The organism is Pantoea sp. Ap-967 (assembly GCF_011752565.1).
In the GTDB taxonomy this organism is placed as follows: Bacteria; Pseudomonadota; Gammaproteobacteria; order Pseudomonadales; family Pseudomonadaceae; genus Aquipseudomonas.
Map to the genome: position 1 here is coordinate 25,783 of NZ_VWXK01000025.1, position 16,945 is coordinate 42,727.

The window sequence follows — 16,945 nt, forward strand, 5'->3', positions numbered from 1 at the left end:
GACCTTGATCCTTCTGGGGGAATACATGCTTCGATCCTGGCGCCTAGTCGCCCTTCTTGGCGGCCTGCTCATGGCTGCCGCCGCTTCGGCGCGGGATATCGACGCCGCAAGCTATGGCTACCCCTTGACCAACCCGTTCGAGGCCACCATTGCCACCACGCCGCCGGACCAGCGCCCGACCCTGCCCAGCGACGATGACATCAACCAGTCCGACTACAGCCTGAACCTGCGCCCGGAGCGGGCCTTCACCCTGCCCGACAATTTCTGGGCGGTGAAGAAGCTCAAGTACCGCCTGGCCCGCCAGGACCACGCGGCGCCGCTGATCTTCATCATTGCCGGCACCGGTGCGCCCTATTCCAGCAGCATCAACGAATACCTGAAGAAGCTGTTCTACCAGGCCGGCTTCCATGTGGTGCAGTTGTCCTCGCCCACCAGCTACGACTTCATGAGCGCCGCTTCGCGCTTCGCTACCCCCGGCATCAGCCAGGACGACGCCGAGGACATGTACCGGGTGATGCAGGCCGTGCGAGCCCAGCACCCGCGCCTGCCGGTCAGTGAGTATTACCTCACCGGCTACAGCCTTGGCGCGCTGGATGCAGCCTTCGTCAGCCACCTGGACGAAACCCGCCGCAGCTTCAACTTCAAGCGCGTGCTGCTGCTGAACCCGCCGGTGAACCTGTACACCTCGATCAACAACCTCGACAAGTTGGTGCAAACCCAGGTCAAGGGCATCGACCGCAGCACCACCTTCTACGAACTGATGCTGCAGAAGCTCACCCGCTACTTCCAGGACAAGGGCTACATCGACCTCAACGACGCCCTGCTGTATGACTTCCAGCAGTCCAAGCAGCACCTGTCCAACGAACAGATGGCCATGCTGATCGGCACCTCGTTCCGTTTCTCGGCGGCCGACATCGCCTTTACCTCCGACCTGATCAACCGCCGCGGCCTGATCATTCCGCCGAAGTTCCCGATCACCGAGGGCAGCAGCCTCACGCCGTTCTTCAAGCGCGCCCTGCAGTGCGACTTCGACTGCTACATGACCGAGCAGGTGATTCCGATGTGGCGGGCCCGCACCGACGGCAACAGCATCCTGCAACTGGTCAACCAGGTAAGCCTGTACGCCCTGGCCGACTACCTGCACGGCAGCGACAAGATCGCCGTGATGCACAACGCCGACGACGTGATCCTCGGCCCCGGCGACATCGGGTTCCTGCGCAAGGTGTTTGGCGATCGCCTGACCCTCTACCCCCATGGCGGCCATTGCGGCAACCTCAATTACCGCGTCAACAGCGACGCCATGCTGGAGTTCTTCCGTGGTTAACAAATGCCTCTTCGCCGCGGCCCTGCTGCTGGCCGGCCATGCCATGGCCGCTGAAACCGCGCCACGGGCCAGCGTGGTCGAAGCCGACCCACAGGTGGCCGGCTCTGCAACCCTGGCCCCGGAAAGCGACGGTTTCCTCGACCCACTGCGTGAACTGAAATTCAACCCGGGGCTGGACCAGCGCGAGTTCGAACGCTCGACCCTGGAAGCGCTGAACGTGTACGACCCGCTGGAGTCGATGAACCGGCGTATCTACCACTTCAACTACCGGCTCGACCAATGGGTGCTGCTGCCGCTGGTGAGCGGCTACCAGTACGTGACGCCACGCTTCGTGCGCACCGGAGTAAGCAACTTCTTCAACAACCTGGGCGATGTGCCGAACCTGTTCAACAGTGTGCTGCAGCTCAAGGCCAAGCGTTCGGCGGAAATCACCGCACGCCTGATGTTCAACACCATCATCGGCGTGGGCGGGCTGTGGGACCCCGCGACCAAGATGGGCCTGCCACGCCAGAGCGAGGACTTCGGCCAGACCCTGGGCTTCTACGGGGTGCCCGAGGGGCCTTACCTGATGCTGCCGGTGCTGGGCCCTTCGAACCTGCGCGACACCACCGGGTTGGTGGTGGACTATGCCGGGGAACAGGCGATCAACTACCTGGACGTGGCACAAACCAGCACCGACCACCCGGAAATCTTCGCCCTGCGCGTGGTGGACAAACGCTATACCACCAAATTCCGCTATGGCGAGCTGAACTCACCGTTCGAGTACGAGAAGGTGCGGTACGTGTATACCCAGGCGCGCAAGTTGCAGATAGCAGAGTAAGCAGGGCCGGCCCTTTCGCGTTGTAGGAGCGGGCTTGCCCCGCGAAGAGGCCGGCACAGGAAACCTCAAATCCCCAGGAACTGGCACAACTCGCGCTTCTTGGCCAAGGCATCACGCCGCCCCAGCTCGATCAGCTCGCTGCAATAGCTGGCCTCGAACAACAGGTAGCTCAACACCCCCGCGCCACTGGTGCGGGTCGCCCCCGGCCCGCGCAGGAACAAGCGCAACGCCGCCGGCAACTCACGCCGGTGCCGCGCCGCAATTTCATCCAGCGGCTGGCTCGGCGCCACCACCAGCACATCCACCGGCGCCAGCCCCAGGCGCCGCGCGTCCAGGTGCCCCGGCAGCAAACGGCTGAGGTGGTTGAGCCGCTGCAACAGTTCGATATCGTCTTCCAGGCTGTCGATGAAGGTGCTGTTGAGCATGTGCGCGCCAATCTGCGCCAGGCTCGGCTGCTGGCCGCTGAACACCCGCTGGGTGGGCAGCGGCGGTGCCGGGCGCTGCGGGTTGCCGCTCACCCCCACCACCAGCACGCGACTGGCGCCCAGGTGCAGCGCCGGGCTGATCGGCGCCGACTGGCGCACCGCGCCGTCACCATAGAATTCATCGCCCAGGCGCACCGGTGCGAACAGCAGCGGGATCGCCGCGCTGGCCAGCAGGTGGTCGATGGTCAACGGCGTGGGCACGCCGATGCGCCGGTGGCGCAGCCAGGCGTCGATGGTGCCGCGGCCCTGGTAGAAGGTCACCGCCTGGCCGGTTTCGTAGCCAAAGGCGGTGACCGCCACCGCGCGCAGCTGTTCGGCGGCGATGGCCTGGCCGATGCCGTCGAGGTTCAGGTGCGCTTCCAACAGGCCGCGCAGCGGGCTGCTGTCGAGCAGGGCCACCGGCACCTGGCCGCCCAGGCCCAGCAGGCTGTGGCTGACGAATCGGCTGGCCTGGCGCATCACCCCGGGCCAGTCGCTGCGAATCACCAGGTGGCTGCGAAAGTTCTGCCAGAAGGTGGTGAGGCGCTGCACGGCGTCGTTGAAGCGGGTGGCACCGCTGGCCAGGGTGACGGCGTTGATGGCGCCGGCCGAGGTGCCGACGATGACCGGGAAGGGGTTGGCGGAAGCGGCCGGGAGCAGTTCGGCGATGCCGGCCAGAACGCCCACCTGATAGGCGGCGCGGGCGCCGCCGCCAGAAAGGATAAGACCGGTTACCGGGGGTGGGGCCATGGCGTCCTTCCTGGGGTTGTGGTGTTTTCAGGCCGGGCCCTTTCGCGGGGCAAGCCCGCTCCATGCGAAGGGGCCGGTACAGGCACTACAACAATCAGCGTTTTTTCTTGTCATACAACCGCGGCGCACCCTCCGGCCGCGACTTGAAGCGCCGGTGCGCCCACAGGTACTGCTCCGGGCACTCGCGCAACACCCCTTCGACCCACTGGTTGATGCGCAGGCAATCGGCCTCTTCGCTCTCACCCGGGAAGCCCTGGAGCGGCGGGTGAATCACCAGACGATAGCCGCTGCCATCTTCAAGGCGCTTCTGGGTGAACGGAATCACCTGCGCCTTGCCCAGGCGGGCAAACTTGGTGGTGGCCGTGACCGTTGCCGCCGGAATGCCGAACAGCGGCACGAAGATACTCTGCTTGGCGCCGTAATCCTGGTCGGGTGCGTACCAGATCGCCCGGCCCGAACGCAGCAGCTTGAGCATGCCGCGCACATCATCACGCTCCACCGCCAGCGAATCGAGGTTGTGCCGCTCGCGGCCACTGCGCTGGATGAAGTCGAACAGCGGGTTGCCGTGCTCGCGGTACATGCCATCGATGGTGTGCGCCTGGCCCAGCAAGGCGGCGCCAATTTCCAGGGTGGTGAAGTGCACCGCCATCAAGATGGCGCCCTGCCCGGCCTGCTGCGCCGCCTGCAGGTGCTCCAGGCCTTCGATGTGCGCCAGGCGCGCCAGGCGGGCCTTTGGCCACCACCAGCTCATGGCCATTTCGAAGAAGGCGATGCCGGTGGAGGCGAAGTTGGCCTTGAGCAAACGGCGCCGTTCGTCGTCGGACAGCTCCGGGAAACACAGCTCCAGGTTGCGCGCGGCAATGCGCCGACGCTCGCCAGCCACCCGGTACATCAGCGCGCCCAGGGCGCTGCCGAGCCACAGCAAGGCGCGGTAGGGCAGCTGTACCACCAGCCACAGCAGGCCCAGGCCCAGCCACAGGCCCCAGAATCGCGGGTGAAGGAAATAGGGTCGAAAACGCGGGCGTTCCATTGAAGCTTCCGGCAAGACAAAGACCGCGCATTCTACATCGGTTCGTCGCCGGTTGCGGCCAACCGGTCTTATCGTTATAAGTCAGGGCACTTTTTTCGCAACAAGCCGTCTATGCAGACCATGAGCCCAAACCACACTCCCGACACCGCCTCCGTGTTCCAGCTCAAGGGCAGCATGCTCGCCATCACCGTGCTGGAACTGGGGCGTAACGACCTGGAAGCCCTCGACCGCCAGCTGGCGGCGAAAGTGGCCCAGGCCCCCAATTTCTTCAGCAATACGCCGCTGGTGCTGGCGCTGGACAAGCTGCCGGCCGACGAAGGGGCGATCGACCTGCCCGGGCTGATGCGTATCTGCCGCCACCATGGCCTGCGTACCCTGGCGATTCGTGCCAGCCGCATCGAGGACATCGCCGCGGCGATCGCCATCGACCTGCCGGTGCTGCCGCCGTCCGGCGCCCGCGAGCGGCCGCTGGAGCCAGAGCCTGAAGCGAAAAAACCCGAGCCCACCCCTGCCCCAGCGCCTGCCGCCGAGCCAGAGGTGCGGCCAACGCGCATCATTACCTCGCCCGTGCGTGGCGGCCAGCAGATCTACGCCCAAGGGGGCGACCTGGTGGTCACCGGCTCCGTCAGCCCGGGTGCGGAACTTCTCGCCGATGGCAACATCCATGTGTACGGCGCCATGCGCGGCCGCGCGCTGGCGGGCATCAAGGGCAATACCCGGGCGCGTATCTTCTGCCAGCAGATGACCGCCGAAATGGTCTCCATCGCCGGCCAGTACAAGGTATGCGAAGACCTGCGCCGCGACCCGCTGTGGGGCGCGGGCGTGCAAGTCAGCCTGTCCGGTGACGTGTTGAACATCACCCGTCTTTAACGGATACTTGCCGTCATTTTTAGAGCAACTTTTTTACCTGTTGCCGTTTTTTTTGCTTATTGCAGGGACACCTGTCCCATCTTATTTAGGGGTGAAACACCTTGGCCAAGATTCTCGTCGTTACTTCCGGCAAGGGGGGTGTGGGCAAGACCACCACCAGCGCCGCCATCGGCACCGGCCTCGCGCTGCGCGGCCACAAGACTGTCATCGTCGACTTCGACGTGGGCCTGCGTAACCTCGACCTGATCATGGGCTGCGAGCGCCGCGTGGTGTACGACTTCGTCAACGTGGTCAACGGCGAAGCCAACCTGCAGCAAGCCCTGATCAAGGACAAGCGCCTGGAAAACCTGTTCGTGCTGGCCGCCAGCCAGACCCGCGACAAGGACGCGCTGACCCAGGAAGGCGTGGAAAAGGTGCTGATGGAGCTCAAGGAGCAGTTCGACTACGTGATCTGCGACTCCCCGGCCGGTATCGAGAAGGGCGCGCACCTGGCGATGTACTTCGCCGACGAAGCCATCGTGGTGACCAACCCGGAAGTGTCGTCGGTACGTGACTCGGACCGCATGCTGGGCATCCTGTCGAGCAAGTCGCGCCGCTCGGAAAACGGCGAGGAGCCGATCAAGGAACACCTGCTGATCACCCGCTACCACCCCGAGCGCGTGGAAAAGGGCGAAATGCTGAGCATTGCCGACGTCGAAGAAATCCTGGCAATCAAGCTCAAGGGCGTGATCCCCGAGTCCCAGGCCGTGCTCAAGGCGTCCAACCAGGGTATCCCGGTGATCCTCGACGACCAGAGCGATGCCGGCCAGGCGTACAGCGACACGGTCGACCGCCTCCTGGGCAAAGAGAAACCCCTGCGTTTCATCGAAGTGCCGAAGCAAGGATTCTTCGCGCGCCTGTTTGGAGGCAAGTAAACCATGAACCTTTTTGACTTCTTTCGTGGCAGGCAGAAACAGACCAGTGCGTCGGTAGCGAAAGAGCGTCTACAGATCATCGTGGCGCACGAGCGCGGCCAGCGCAGCGAACCGGACTACTTGCCGGAACTGCAGAAAGAACTGCTGGAAGTGATCCGCAAGTATGTGAACATCGGCAACGATGACGTGCATATCGAGCTGGAAAACCAAGGCAGCTGCTCGATTCTGGAATTGAACATCACCTTGCCTGATCGCTGATCCAGCGACCTGGCTCGATCATTGGGGCTGCCTTGCAGCCCTTCGCGGGTCAAGCCCGCTCCTACAGGCCCGGTGAGGATCCTGTAGGAGCGGGCTTGACCCGCGAAGGGCCGCAAGGCGGCCCCAATGGTTTTCCCCGATTTGACCGAGACCAAGCAATGCCGCTGTCGAACATCCAGATCCTCCACGAAGACGCCGCCATCCTGGTGATCAACAAGCCGACCCTGCTGTTGTCGGTGCCCGGCCGCGCCGAGGACAACAAGGACTGCCTGATCACCCGCCTGCAGGAAAACGGCTACCCGGACGCGCTGACCGTGCACCGCCTGGATTGGGAAACCTCCGGCATCATCCTGCTGGCCCGCGATGCCGACAGCCACCGCGAGCTGTCGCGCCAGTTCCACGACCGTGAAACCGAAAAGGCCTACACCGCGCTGTGCTGGGGCCAACCGGCACTGGACAGCGGCAGCATCGACCTGCCCCTGCGCTACGACCCGCCGACCAAGCCGCGCCACGTGGTGGACCACGAGCAAGGCAAGCATGCCCTGACCTTCTGGCGCATCGTCGAGCGTTGCGGGGACTACTGCCGGGTGGAGCTGACGCCGATTACCGGGCGCTCGCACCAGCTGCGCGTGCATATGCTGTCGATTGGCCACCCGTTGCTGGGTGATCGGTTGTATGCCAACCCCGAGGCATTGGCGGCCCATGAACGGCTGTGCCTGCATGCCTCGATGCTGAGCTTTACCCACCCGGTTTCCGGGGAGCGGTTGAAGTTCGAGTGCCCTGCACCGTTCTGATTGGAGCGAGCATGGCCCGCGCCTGCGGGGGCGGTGAGCTGCGACACAAATGTTCGACTTTATACGCTAAACTCGCGCCACTGCTGTCTGGAGCGAGTTATGCGCGAAGTACTGAATACCGGCCTGATCGAATTCCTCAAGGCCTCCCCGACGCCCTTCCACGCCACCGCTAGCCTTGCCCAACGCCTGGAGGCCGCCGGCTACCAGCGCCTGGACGAGCGCGACAGCTGGGCCACGGTGCCCGGCGGGCGCTACTACGTCACCCGCAACGACTCCTCGATCATCGCCATCAAGCTGGGCAAGCAGCCACCGCTGCAGAACGGCATCCGCATGGTCGGCGCCCACACCGACAGCCCGTGCCTGCGGGTCAAGCCGCAGCCCGAGCTGCAGCGCCAGGGCTTCCTGCAACTGGGCGTGGAAGTGTACGGCGGTGCCCTGCTGGCGCCGTGGTTCGACCGCGACCTGTCGCTGGCGGGCCGGGTCACCTTCCGCCGTGATGGCAAGGTGGAAAGCCAGCTGATCGACTTCAAGCTGCCGATCGCGATCATTCCCAACCTGGCGATTCACCTCAACCGCACCGCCAACGAAGGCTGGCAGATCAACCCGCAGAACGAGCTGCCGCCGATTCTGGCCCAGGTGGCCGGCGACGAGCGCATCGATTTTCGCGCCGTGCTCACCGAGCAACTGGCCCGCGAGCACCAGCTCAATGCCGACGTGGTCCTGGATTACGAACTGAGCTTCTACGACACCCAGGACGCCGCATTGATCGGCCTGCACAGCGACTTCATCGCCGGCGCCCGCCTGGACAACCTGCTGTCGTGCTACGCCGGCCTGCAGGCGCTGCTGGCAGCCGACAGCGACGAAACCTGTGTGCTGGTGTGCAACGACCACGAAGAGGTCGGCAGCTGCTCGGCCTGTGGCGCCGACGGCCCGATGCTCGAACAGACCCTGCAGCGCCTGCTGCCGGACGGCGATGCCTATGTGCGCACCATCCAGCGCTCGCTGATGGTGTCGGCCGACAACGCCCACGGCGTACACCCCAACTACGCCGACAAGCACGACGGCAACCACGGGCCCAAGCTCAATGCCGGGCCCGTGATCAAGGTCAACAACAACCAGCGCTACGCCACCAACAGCGAAACCGCCGGGTTCTTCCGCCACCTGTGCATGGCCGAGGAAGTGCCGGTGCAGAGCTTCGTGGTGCGCAGCGACATGGGCTGCGGCTCGACCATCGGCCCGATCACCGCCAGCCACCTGGGGGTGCGCACCGTGGACATCGGCTTGCCAACCTTTGCCATGCACTCGATTCGCGAGCTGTGTGGCAGCCATGACCTGGCGCACCTGGTGAAGGTTTTGACCGCGTTCTACCGCAGCCGCGAGTTGCCTTGAGGTCGGTGTAGGCAGGCCTGGCCCTTTCGCGGGTGTAGGAGCGGGCTTGCCCCGCGAAAGGGCCGGCCCTGCCAACCCCATGCCCAGGATCAATACCCCCTTCTGCCCAACCCGCTATGCTTGTTACATGGCCCCCAAAAAGCAGAAGGACCGCTGCCCATGTCCCCGTTCCTGTCACTCTTCATTCCGGTGTTCGGCTTCCTGATGCTGCTGACCATCGGCTTCAGCCTGCGCGAGCGCAACATCGGCGTGCTGATGATGTGGGTCGGCACCCTGGGCATCTTTGGCCTTACCTGCTGGAAGATCCTGGAGAAACTGCCGACATAAACCTCTACACTCGGTCAATCGTTTGACCTGAGGTAGATTTTCCGGTGCCTGCCCTTCTGCGTTGCCTTGCCCTGCTGCTGTTGCTGTTCATCGCCCCCGTCCAGGCCGCGGGCCTGCCTGGCCTGCTGGGTTCGACCACGCCCGCCCAACCCGAAGCCAGCGAGCCCCTGGGCAAATCGCTGGACGAGGTGATCAAGAACCTTGAGAACGACCAGCAACGCGCCAGGCTGCTGGCCGACCTGAAGAAACTGCGCGACGCCACCAAGCAATCGCAACCCAGCGTCGAGCAAGGCGTGCTCGGCCTGATCGGCGGCGCCCTGCATGACTTCGAAAAGCAGTTCAGCGGCGATGCCAGCCCGTTCTACCGCTGGTCACAGGAAATTGACCAGGCCCAGGCGGAGCTGGCCGAGTTGATCGTGCCGGTGCACCAATGGCCGGCCATTCTGTTCGGTTTCGCGGCAGTGATCGCGGTGTGGAGCCTGCTGGCCTATGCCTTCAACTGGGTGGGCCACCGCGTGCGGGTGCGCTTCGGCCTCACCGAGGAACTGCCCCAGCACCCACGCACCTGGGACCTGTTGCGCTTCGCCCTGCGCAAGCTGGGCCCGTGGCTGGTGGCGCTGATCTTCACCGTGTACCTGAGCTTCGCCCTGCCGCCCTCGCTGGGCAAGTCGCTGGCCATGGTGCTGGCCTATGCCCTGGTGGTGGGCACCTGCTTCTCGGCCATCTGCGTGATCGCCTTCTCGCTGCTCGACGGCCCGCACCGCCACCGCGCCCTGCACATCCTGCGCCACCAGGCGTTTCGCCCGCTGTGGTTGATCGGCAGTTTCGCCGCCTTCGGCGAGGCGATGAGCGACCCGCGCATGCTGGTGGCCCTGGGCACGCACCTGGCCCATGCCCTGGCGACCCTGGCCAACGTGATCGCGGCGCTGTCCTCGGGCTTGTTCATCCTGCGCTTCCGCCGGCCCATCGCCCACCTGATCCGCAACCAGCCGCTGTCGCGGCGCCTGACCCGGCGCACGCTGAGCGACACCATCGAGATTCTTGGCAGCTTCTGGTTCATCCCGGCGCTGATCCTGGTGGCGGTGTCGCTGTTCGCCACCTTCGTCTCCGCCGGCGACACCAGCACCGCCCTGCGCCAATCGCTGATGTGCACCGTGCTGGTGGTGGTGTGCATGGTGCTCAACGGCCTGGTACGTCGCCACGCCGCCAACCCCAAGCGCGCCGGCAAGCGCCAGGCGGTGTATGCCGAGCGCCTGCGCAATTTCGGCTACCTGCTGGTGCACCTGTTCATCTGGCTGGTGTTCATCGAGCTGGGCCTGCGCGTGTGGGGGCTGTCGATGATCGGCTTTGCCGAGGGCGATGGCCATGAAGTGAGCCTGCGCCTGCTGGGCCTGGCCGGCACGCTGATCGTCGCCTGGCTGGTGTGGATCCTGGCCGACACCGCCGTGCACCATGCCTTGGTGCGTTCGCGCCGGGGCCTGGCCAACGCCCGTGCGCAAACCATGATGCCGCTGATCCGCAACGTGATGTTCGTGGTGATCTTCATCATTGCGGTGATCGTCGCCCTGGCCAACATGGGCATGAACGTCACCCCACTGCTGGCCGGTGCCGGTGTGATCGGCCTGGCCATCGGCTTTGGCGCGCAGTCGCTGGTAGCCGACCTGATCACCGGGCTGTTCATCATCATCGAGGACTCGCTGGCCATCGACGACTATGTCGACGTAGGCGGCCACCTGGGCACGGTCGAGGGCCTGACCATTCGCACCGTGCGCCTGCGCGACATCGACGGCATCGTGCACACCATTCCGTTCAGCGAAATCAAGAGCATCAAGAACTACTCGCGCGAGTTCGGCTATGCGATCTTCCGCGTGGCCATCCCCCACAGCATGAACATCGACCAGGCCATCACGCTGGTGCGCGAGGTGGGGCAGAAGCTGCGCAACGACCCGTTGATGCGGCGCAACATCTGGTCGCCGCTGGAGCTGCAGGGGGTGGAGAGCTTCGAGTCGGGGTCGGCGATTCTGCGTGCGCGGTTCAAGACGGCGCCGATCAAGCAGTGGGAAGTGTCGCGGGCATTCAACCTGGCGCTGAAGCGGCAGCTGGACGAGGCCGGGCTGGATTTGGCCACGCCGCGGTTGTCGGTGCAGGTGGTGACCGCCGGTGGTGGTGGCATGGCGGATACGGGGTCTTCCAGCTAGGGCCCTCTCGCATTTTCCCCCACTGACGGTAGGCCTGGTAGGAGCGAGCGCAGCTCGCGATGGGCTGCAAAGCAGCCCCAGCATCCTGTGCCGCGAAGCTGAAAACCAGGGGCCGCTGCGCGCCCCATCGCGAGCTGCGCTCGCTCCTACCAAGCCAATCGCTCAGCCGGCCTGGGCACGGATACGAATGGCATCGTGCCGCCAATACTCAAGATCACAGTCGATCAAGTGCCCATGCTGGTCGCAATTGACCCGGGTGATATGCAGCCCCGCGCTGCCCACCGATACCTTGAGCGCCGCTGCCGCCTCCACCGGCAAGGCGGTCGGCAGGATCTCGAAGCACACCTGCCCATAGGCGATGCCATACACCCGCCCATAGATCTCGGTCAGCGATCGCGCCAAGTCCTGCTCCAGGATATCGGGAAAGAACGCAGGGTTCAGGTAATGCTCGGCGTACAGCACCGCCCGCCCATCGATGCGCCGCAGCCGGCAGATCCGCACCACGCTGGACAACCCCGGCAGCTGCAGGCGCGCGCAGATCGCCGCCGGGGCCGGTTGCAGGCGGGCCGACAGCAATTCGGTGCTCGCCTCCCGCCCCTGGTCGCGCACCATGGCATGGAAATGGCTGCGCTCGATCAGGTCGTAGGTCAGGCGCTGGGGCGCGACGAACCAGCCGCGCCGCTCCTCGCGGTAGATCAACCCCTGGGCCTCCAGCTGCACCAGCGCCTCGCGCAGGGTGATGCGCGTGGTATCGAATACCTCGCTAAGCTTGCGTTCGGCGGGCAACTTGCCACCCGGCGCCAGCAGGCCGTGCTCGATCTGCTCCTGCAGGGCATGGCAGATGGCTGTTACCGCACGCGGGGGCGTCGACTGCATCAAAAGGTTACCTATCTGGACTAGTCCAGCCCCAAAACGGGGCCTGTGGAGAATAGTGCAAGCCTAGGCAGGGCTGATGAACATCCTGTGACAAAGGCCTGGGCAGGCCTTGCCAGAAACGCGCCAAGCCAGCAAAGCCGGGGCAAGCAGGTGGTCTACGCTGTAGTTTCAGGGCCAGCCGTGGCCTTGCCCAACATCAAACTGTCACGCAAGCGGCCTACCTTGGCTCAAGCTTTGCTGACCTAGACCACGGTCACCCCTCACCGGCTTCACCTATAACAACGATCGCTAAAGGCATCCCATTCAAGGAGCTTCGGATGAAAAAGTTGTTCATGGCGTCACTGCTCGGCTCGGCCATCACCCTGTGCACCTCGGCCATGGCCGCCGGCCCCGACCTCAAGGCCCTGGAAGACGCCGCCCGCAAGGAAGGCAACGTCAACAGCGTGGGCATGCCCGATGCCTGGGCCAACTGGAAAGGCACCTGGGACGACCTGGCCAGCAAATACGGCCTCAAGCACAGCGACACCGACATGAGCTCGGCCCAGGAAATCGCCAAGTTCGAAGCCGAGAAGGACAACGCCAGCGCCGACATCGGCGACGTGGGCGCAGCCTTTGGCCCGATTGCCGCGAGCAAGGGCGTGACCCAGCCGTACAAGCCCAGCACCTGGGACCAAGTGCCTGAATGGGCCAAGGACAAGGACGGCCATTGGGCACTGGCCTATACCGGCACCATCGCCTTCATCATCAACAAGGACCTGGTCAAGGAAGGCGACCGCCCGAGCAGCTGGCACGACCTGGAAAAAGGCAAGTACAAGGTCGCCATCGGCGACGTCGGTACTGCCGCCCAGGCGGCCAACGGGGTACTGGCCGCGGCCATCGCCTACAAGGGCAGCGAGAGCAACATAGAGCCTGGCCTGCAGCTGTTCACCAAGCTGGCCCAGCAGAAGCGCCTGTCGCTGGCCAACCCAACCATCCAGACCCTGGAAAAGGGTGAAGTGGAAGTGGGCGTGGTGTGGGACTTCAACGGCCTGAGCTACCGCGAGCAGATCGACCCGAAACGCTTCGAAGTGCTGATTCCGTCCGACGGTTCGGTGATTTCCGGCTATACCACGGTGATCAACAAGTACGCCAAGCACCCGAACGCGGCCAAGCTGACCCGTGAATATATCTTCAGCGATGCCGGGCAGATCAACCTGGCCAAGGGGCATGCGCGGCCGATTCGTGCCGAGCACCTGAAGCTGCCGGAGGACGTGCAGGCCAAGCTGCTGCCCAACGCGCAGTACAAGGCGGCGCAGCCGATCAAGGATGCTGCCGCCTGGGAGGCCACTTCCAAGGCCCTGCCGCAGAAGTGGCAGGAGCAGGTAATCATCGAGATGGAATGATAGCGAGGGCTACGCCCTCGTTCGCGGGGCAAGCCCGCTCCTACAGGTTGCGCGCTGTAGGAGCGGGCTTGCCCCGCGAAAGAGCCAACGCGGTTCAAGACTGGAGCCACCATGCATCACAACGTCATCCTGGTCCTGCTCGACGGCCTCAACTACCAGGTCGCCCACCACGCCATGGGCCACCTGCACGCCTACGTCGAGGCCGACCGCGCCGCACTGTACCGCGTGGAGTGCGAATTGCCGTCGCTGTCGCGCCCACTGTACGAGTGCATCCTCACCGGGGTGCCGCCCATCGACAGCGGCATCGTGCACAACAACGTCAACCGCCTGTCCAACCAGCGCAGCGTGTTCCACTACGCCCGCGAGGCCAACCTGGGCACTGCGGCGGCGGCCTACCACTGGATGAGCGAGCTGTACAACCGCTCGCCCTTCGACCCCCAGCGCGACCGCCATACCCACGCGCCGAAGCTGCCGATTCAGCACGGCCTGTTCTACTGGGACGACCGCTACCCCGACTCGCACCTGCTGGCCGACGGCGAATACCTGCGCCGCCGCCACGCACCGAACTTCCTGCTGGTACACCCGATGAGCATCGACGACATCGGCCACCGCCACGGCCTGGACAGCAGCCAGTACCGCAACGCCGCGCGCAGTGTCGATATCTTGCTGGCCGACTACCTGCCGCGCTGGCTCGAAGAGGGTTACCAGGTGCTGGTAACCGCCGACCACGGCATGAACAACGACCGTTCGCACAATGGCCTGCTGGCCGAGGAACGCGAGGTGCCGTTGTTCGTGTTCGGCGACGCATTCAGCCTGGACCCGGCCGCCAAGCCGCTGCAAACCGAGCTGTGCGGCACCATCTGCGAGCTGCTGGGCGCGGCCCACGACAAGTCGTTCTGCCGGGAGCTGCTCAAGTGACGCCTCCCAACAGCAACCGCCCGCGCGGCCGCTACCTGGCCCTGCTGTGCCTGCTGCCGTTCGCCGTGTTCTTCGTGATCTTCCAGATCGCCCCGCTGGCCTGGGTGGCGGTCAACAGCCTGCAGTCAGGCGGTGCCTGGGGCCTGGACAACTTCAGCAAGGTGTTCGCCTCGAAGTTCTACTTGCAGGCGCTGCAACGCAGCTTGGAAATCAGCTTCTGGTCGAGCCTGTTCGGCATCGTCATCGCCACCCTGGGCGCCTATTCGCTGCGCCAGGTGGACTCGAAACTGCGCGACTTCGTCAGCGCCTTCGCCAACATGACCAGTAACTTTGCCGGGGTGCCGCTGGCCTTCGCCTTCATCATCCTGCTCGGCTTCAACGGCGCCTTGACCCTGCTGCTCAAGGAGGTGGGCCTGCTCGAAGACTTCAGCATCTATTCCAAGAGCGGCCTGATCCTGGTGTACACCTACTTCCAGATCCCCCTTGGCGTGCTGTTGCTGTACCCAGCCTTCGACGCCCTGCGCGAAGACTGGCGCGAGTCGGCCGCACTGCTGGGCGCCAGCCACTGGCAGTTCTGGCGGCACATCGGCCTGCCGGTGCTGGCCCCGGCGCTGCTCGGCACCTTCGTCATCCTGCTGGCCAATGCCCTGGGCGCCTACGCCACCGTGTACGCCCTGACCACCGGCAACTTCAACGTGCTGCCGATCCGCATCGCGGGCCTGGTGGCAGGTGACATCAGCCTCGACCCAAACCTGGCCAGCGCTCTGGCGATGGTGCTGGTGGGCCTGATGACGCTGGTGACGGTGATTCATCAATGGCTGCTCAAGAGGAGCTACCATGCGCGTTGAAACGTCCTCTGCCGGGCTCTACCACCGGCTGGTGGTGTACCTGCTGTTCCTGATCCTGCTGCTGCCGCTGGCCGGCACCCTGCTCTACTCGCTGGCCACCAGCTGGTCGGCCAGCCTGCTGCCCAGCGGCCTGACCTTCAAGTGGTACATCGCGCTGTGGAGCGAGCCGCGCTTCCTGGCGGCGTTCGGCCAGTCGCTGTTGGTGTGCGTGGGTGCGCTGGTGCTGTCGGTGGTGCTGATCCTGCCACTCTTGTTCGTGGTGCACTACCACTTCCCCAAGCTCGATGCGCTTATGAACATCCTGATCCTGCTGCCGTTCGCGGTGCCGCCGGTGGTGTCGTCGGTGGGCCTGCTGCAGCTCTACGGCAGCGGCCCGATGGCCATGGTCGGCACGCCGTGGATCCTGATCGGCTGCTACTTCACCATCGCCCTGCCGTTCATGTACCGGGCGATCACCAACAACCTGCAGGCGATCAACCTGCGCGACCTGATGGACGCCGCCCAGCTGCTGGGCGCCAGTACCTGGCAGGCAGCGCTGCTGGTGGTGTTGCCGAACCTGCGCAAGGGGCTGATGGTGGCGTTGCTGCTGTCGTTCTCGTTCCTGTTCGGCGAGTTCGTGTTCGCCAACCTGCTGGTGGGCACCCGCTACGAAACCCTGCAGGTGTACCTGAACAACATGCGCAACAGCAGCGGCCACTTCAACAGCGCCCTGGTGATCTCCTATTTCGCCTTCGTGCTGGTGCTGACCTGGGTCGCCAACCGCCTGAACAAGGACACCCCCTGAGATGAGCTTCGTCAGCGTCCAGAACCTGCAGAAAAGCTACGCCGGCAGCCCGGTGTTCGAAAACATCGACTGCCACATCGAACGCGGCGAGTTCGTTACCCTGCTCGGCCCTTCCGGCTGCGGCAAGTCCACCCTGCTGCGCTGCATTGCCGGGCTGACCCCGGTCGATGGCGGCAAGATTTTGCTCGATGGCCAGGACATCGTGCCGCTCAGCCCGCAAAAGCGCGGCATTGGCATGGTGTTCCAGAGCTACGCCCTGTTCCCCAACATGACCGTGGAGCAGAACGTTGCCTTTGGCCTGCGCATGCAGAAGGTCAAGGCCCAGGAGAGCCAGGCGCGCGTGCGCGAGGCGTTGGAGCTGGTGGAACTGGGCAGTTTCGCCGGGCGCTACCCGCACCAGTTGTCCGGTGGCCAGTGCCAGCGCGTGGCCTTGGCCCGCTCGCTGGTGACCCGCCCGCGCCTGCTGTTGCTCGACGAGCCGCTGTCGGCACTGGATGCGCGCATTCGCAAGCACCTGCGCGAGCAGATTCGCGCCATCCAGCGTGAGCTGGGGCTGACCACCATTTTCGTCACCCACGACCAGGAAGAGGCGCTGACCATGTCTGACCGTATCTTCTTGATGAACCAGGGGCGCATCGTTCAGAGTGGCGATGCCGAAACCCTCTACACGGCGCCCGTCGACCTGTTCGCGGCGGGCTTTATCGGTAACTACAACCTGCTCGACGCCGACGCGGCCAGCCGCCTGCTGCAGCGCCCGGTCAGCAGCCGCCTGGCGATCCGCCCGGAATCGATCACCCTGGGCATCAACGGCGACCTGGATGCCGAGGTGCGCAGCCACAGCCTGCTCGGCAACGTGATCCGTTACCGGGTGCACGTGCGTGAAGTGGAACTGGTGGTCGACGTGCTCAACCGCTCGGCACAAGACCTGCACGCCGATGGCCAGCGGGTATCCTTGTCGATCGACCCCACGGCGCTGCGGGAAGTAGCCTAAGGAGCTTA

Annotated in this window: 17 protein-coding genes; 14 read left to right on the top strand and 3 right to left on the bottom strand. The window is 64.7% G+C overall.

Annotated elements, in window-relative coordinates; genetic code table 11:
- Positions 1-70: 70 nt before the first annotated feature.
- Together F3J45_RS22170 and F3J45_RS22175 are read left to right on the top strand one after the other, a co-directional pair.
- Entirely contained in the window at positions 71-1,324 is a 1,254-nt protein-coding gene (locus tag F3J45_RS22170) for a hypothetical protein (protein ID WP_205300640.1), read from the top strand.
- Between the two features lie 43 nt (positions 1,325-1,367).
- Complete coding sequence (locus F3J45_RS22175; protein ID WP_205300642.1) at positions 1,368-2,144, top strand: VacJ family lipoprotein; 777 nt, start codon at positions 1,368-1,370, stop codon at positions 2,142-2,144.
- A gap of 65 nt (positions 2,145-2,209) precedes the next feature.
- On the opposite strand, the gene F3J45_RS22180 is transcribed toward F3J45_RS22175, so the two are convergent.
- Together F3J45_RS22180 and F3J45_RS22185 are read right to left on the bottom strand one after the other, a co-directional pair.
- Positions 2,210-3,358, bottom strand: coding sequence for a patatin-like phospholipase family protein (locus F3J45_RS22180; RefSeq protein ID WP_167067941.1), 1,149 nt, complete (start codon positions 3,356-3,358; stop codon positions 2,210-2,212).
- A 94-nt stretch (positions 3,359-3,452) separates the two neighbouring features.
- Positions 3,453-4,388, bottom strand: coding sequence for a lipid A biosynthesis lauroyl acyltransferase (locus tag F3J45_RS22185; RefSeq protein WP_167067945.1), 936 nt, complete (start codon positions 4,386-4,388; stop codon positions 3,453-3,455).
- A gap of 111 nt (positions 4,389-4,499) precedes the next feature.
- Here F3J45_RS22185 and minC point away from each other — a divergent pair, with 111 nt between their 5' ends.
- From minC to F3J45_RS30590, 7 genes are all read left to right on the top strand, one after another.
- The gene (minC, locus tag F3J45_RS22190) at positions 4,500-5,258 is read left to right on the top strand and encodes a septum site-determining protein MinC (RefSeq protein ID WP_167067948.1); all 759 of its coding nucleotides are present in this window, start codon (positions 4,500-4,502) and stop codon (positions 5,256-5,258) included.
- Between the two features lie 101 nt (positions 5,259-5,359).
- On the top strand, positions 5,360-6,172 hold the full coding sequence (gene minD / locus F3J45_RS22195; protein WP_054893840.1) for a septum site-determining protein MinD: 813 nt from the start codon (positions 5,360-5,362) through the stop codon (positions 6,170-6,172).
- A gap of 3 nt (positions 6,173-6,175) precedes the next feature.
- Positions 6,176-6,430 (top strand): cell division topological specificity factor MinE, encoded by a 255-nt coding sequence (minE, locus tag F3J45_RS22200; protein WP_009682849.1) that lies wholly within the window; start codon positions 6,176-6,178, stop codon positions 6,428-6,430.
- A gap of 158 nt (positions 6,431-6,588) precedes the next feature.
- Positions 6,589-7,224, top strand: coding sequence for an RluA family pseudouridine synthase (locus tag F3J45_RS22205; protein WP_167067951.1), 636 nt, complete (start codon positions 6,589-6,591; stop codon positions 7,222-7,224).
- Between the two features lie 99 nt (positions 7,225-7,323).
- On the top strand, positions 7,324-8,613 hold the full coding sequence (locus tag F3J45_RS22210; RefSeq protein ID WP_167067954.1) for a M18 family aminopeptidase: 1,290 nt from the start codon (positions 7,324-7,326) through the stop codon (positions 8,611-8,613).
- Between the two features lie 159 nt (positions 8,614-8,772).
- Positions 8,773-8,940, top strand: coding sequence for a hypothetical protein (locus tag F3J45_RS22215; protein ID WP_167067957.1), 168 nt, complete (start codon positions 8,773-8,775; stop codon positions 8,938-8,940).
- 44 nt (positions 8,941-8,984) lie between these two features.
- Positions 8,985-11,138 carry a mechanosensitive ion channel domain-containing protein gene (locus F3J45_RS30590; protein WP_167067960.1) on the top strand — a complete coding sequence of 718 codons (2,154 nt, stop codon included), beginning with the start codon at positions 8,985-8,987 and terminating at the stop codon, positions 11,136-11,138.
- Positions 11,139-11,300: 162 nt separating this feature from the next.
- Here the strand turns inward: F3J45_RS30590 and F3J45_RS22225 are convergent, their stop codons facing one another.
- Positions 11,301-12,014, bottom strand: a complete 714-nt coding sequence (locus tag F3J45_RS22225) for a UTRA domain-containing protein (RefSeq protein WP_167067963.1) — start codon at positions 12,012-12,014, stop codon at positions 11,301-11,303.
- A gap of 317 nt (positions 12,015-12,331) precedes the next feature.
- Here F3J45_RS22225 and F3J45_RS22230 point away from each other — a divergent pair, with 317 nt between their 5' ends.
- From F3J45_RS22230 to F3J45_RS22250, 5 genes are all read left to right on the top strand, one after another.
- Positions 12,332-13,396 (top strand): ABC transporter substrate-binding protein, encoded by a 1,065-nt coding sequence (locus F3J45_RS22230; RefSeq protein WP_167067966.1) that lies wholly within the window; start codon positions 12,332-12,334, stop codon positions 13,394-13,396.
- Between the two features lie 111 nt (positions 13,397-13,507).
- A complete protein-coding gene (locus F3J45_RS22235; RefSeq protein ID WP_167067969.1) occupies positions 13,508-14,314 on the top strand; it encodes an alkaline phosphatase family protein in 807 nt (268 codons plus the stop codon).
- Entirely contained in the window at positions 14,311-15,162 is an 852-nt protein-coding gene (locus tag F3J45_RS22240; RefSeq protein ID WP_167067972.1) for an ABC transporter permease subunit, read from the top strand. The genes F3J45_RS22235 and F3J45_RS22240 overlap by 4 nt, the downstream gene beginning before the upstream one ends.
- Positions 15,152-15,946, top strand: coding sequence for an ABC transporter permease (locus tag F3J45_RS22245; protein WP_167067975.1), 795 nt, complete (start codon positions 15,152-15,154; stop codon positions 15,944-15,946). Before F3J45_RS22240 ends, F3J45_RS22245 begins: the two co-directional genes overlap by 11 nt.
- A 1-nt stretch (position 15,947) precedes the next feature.
- Positions 15,948-16,937, top strand: a complete 990-nt coding sequence (locus tag F3J45_RS22250) for an ABC transporter ATP-binding protein (protein WP_167067978.1) — start codon at positions 15,948-15,950, stop codon at positions 16,935-16,937.
- Positions 16,938-16,945 lie beyond the last annotated feature (8 nt).

Coding starts and splice junctions, on each gene's coding strand:
- F3J45_RS22230 (WP_167067966.1), top strand. CDS start 12,332: ATGAAAAAGTTGTTCATGGCGTCACTGCTCGGCTCGGCCATCACCCTG.
- minC (WP_167067948.1), top strand. CDS start 4,500: ATGCAGACCATGAGCCCAAACCACACTCCCGACACCGCCTCCGTGTTC.
- F3J45_RS22245 (WP_167067975.1), top strand. CDS start 15,152: ATGCGCGTTGAAACGTCCTCTGCCGGGCTCTACCACCGGCTGGTGGTG.
- F3J45_RS22250 (WP_167067978.1), top strand. CDS start 15,948: ATGAGCTTCGTCAGCGTCCAGAACCTGCAGAAAAGCTACGCCGGCAGC.
- F3J45_RS22185 (WP_167067945.1), bottom strand. CDS start 4,388: ATGGAACGCCCGCGTTTTCGACCCTATTTCCTTCACCCGCGATTCTGG.
- minE (WP_009682849.1), top strand. CDS start 6,176: ATGAACCTTTTTGACTTCTTTCGTGGCAGGCAGAAACAGACCAGTGCG.
- F3J45_RS22205 (WP_167067951.1), top strand. CDS start 6,589: ATGCCGCTGTCGAACATCCAGATCCTCCACGAAGACGCCGCCATCCTG.
- F3J45_RS22225 (WP_167067963.1), bottom strand. CDS start 12,014: ATGCAGTCGACGCCCCCGCGTGCGGTAACAGCCATCTGCCATGCCCTG.
- F3J45_RS22170 (WP_205300640.1), top strand. CDS start 71: ATGGCTGCCGCCGCTTCGGCGCGGGATATCGACGCCGCAAGCTATGGC.
- F3J45_RS22175 (WP_205300642.1), top strand. CDS start 1,368: ATGGCCGCTGAAACCGCGCCACGGGCCAGCGTGGTCGAAGCCGACCCA.
- F3J45_RS22215 (WP_167067957.1), top strand. CDS start 8,773: ATGTCCCCGTTCCTGTCACTCTTCATTCCGGTGTTCGGCTTCCTGATG.
- F3J45_RS22180 (WP_167067941.1), bottom strand. CDS start 3,358: ATGGCCCCACCCCCGGTAACCGGTCTTATCCTTTCTGGCGGCGGCGCC.
- F3J45_RS22210 (WP_167067954.1), top strand. CDS start 7,324: ATGCGCGAAGTACTGAATACCGGCCTGATCGAATTCCTCAAGGCCTCC.
- F3J45_RS22235 (WP_167067969.1), top strand. CDS start 13,508: ATGCATCACAACGTCATCCTGGTCCTGCTCGACGGCCTCAACTACCAG.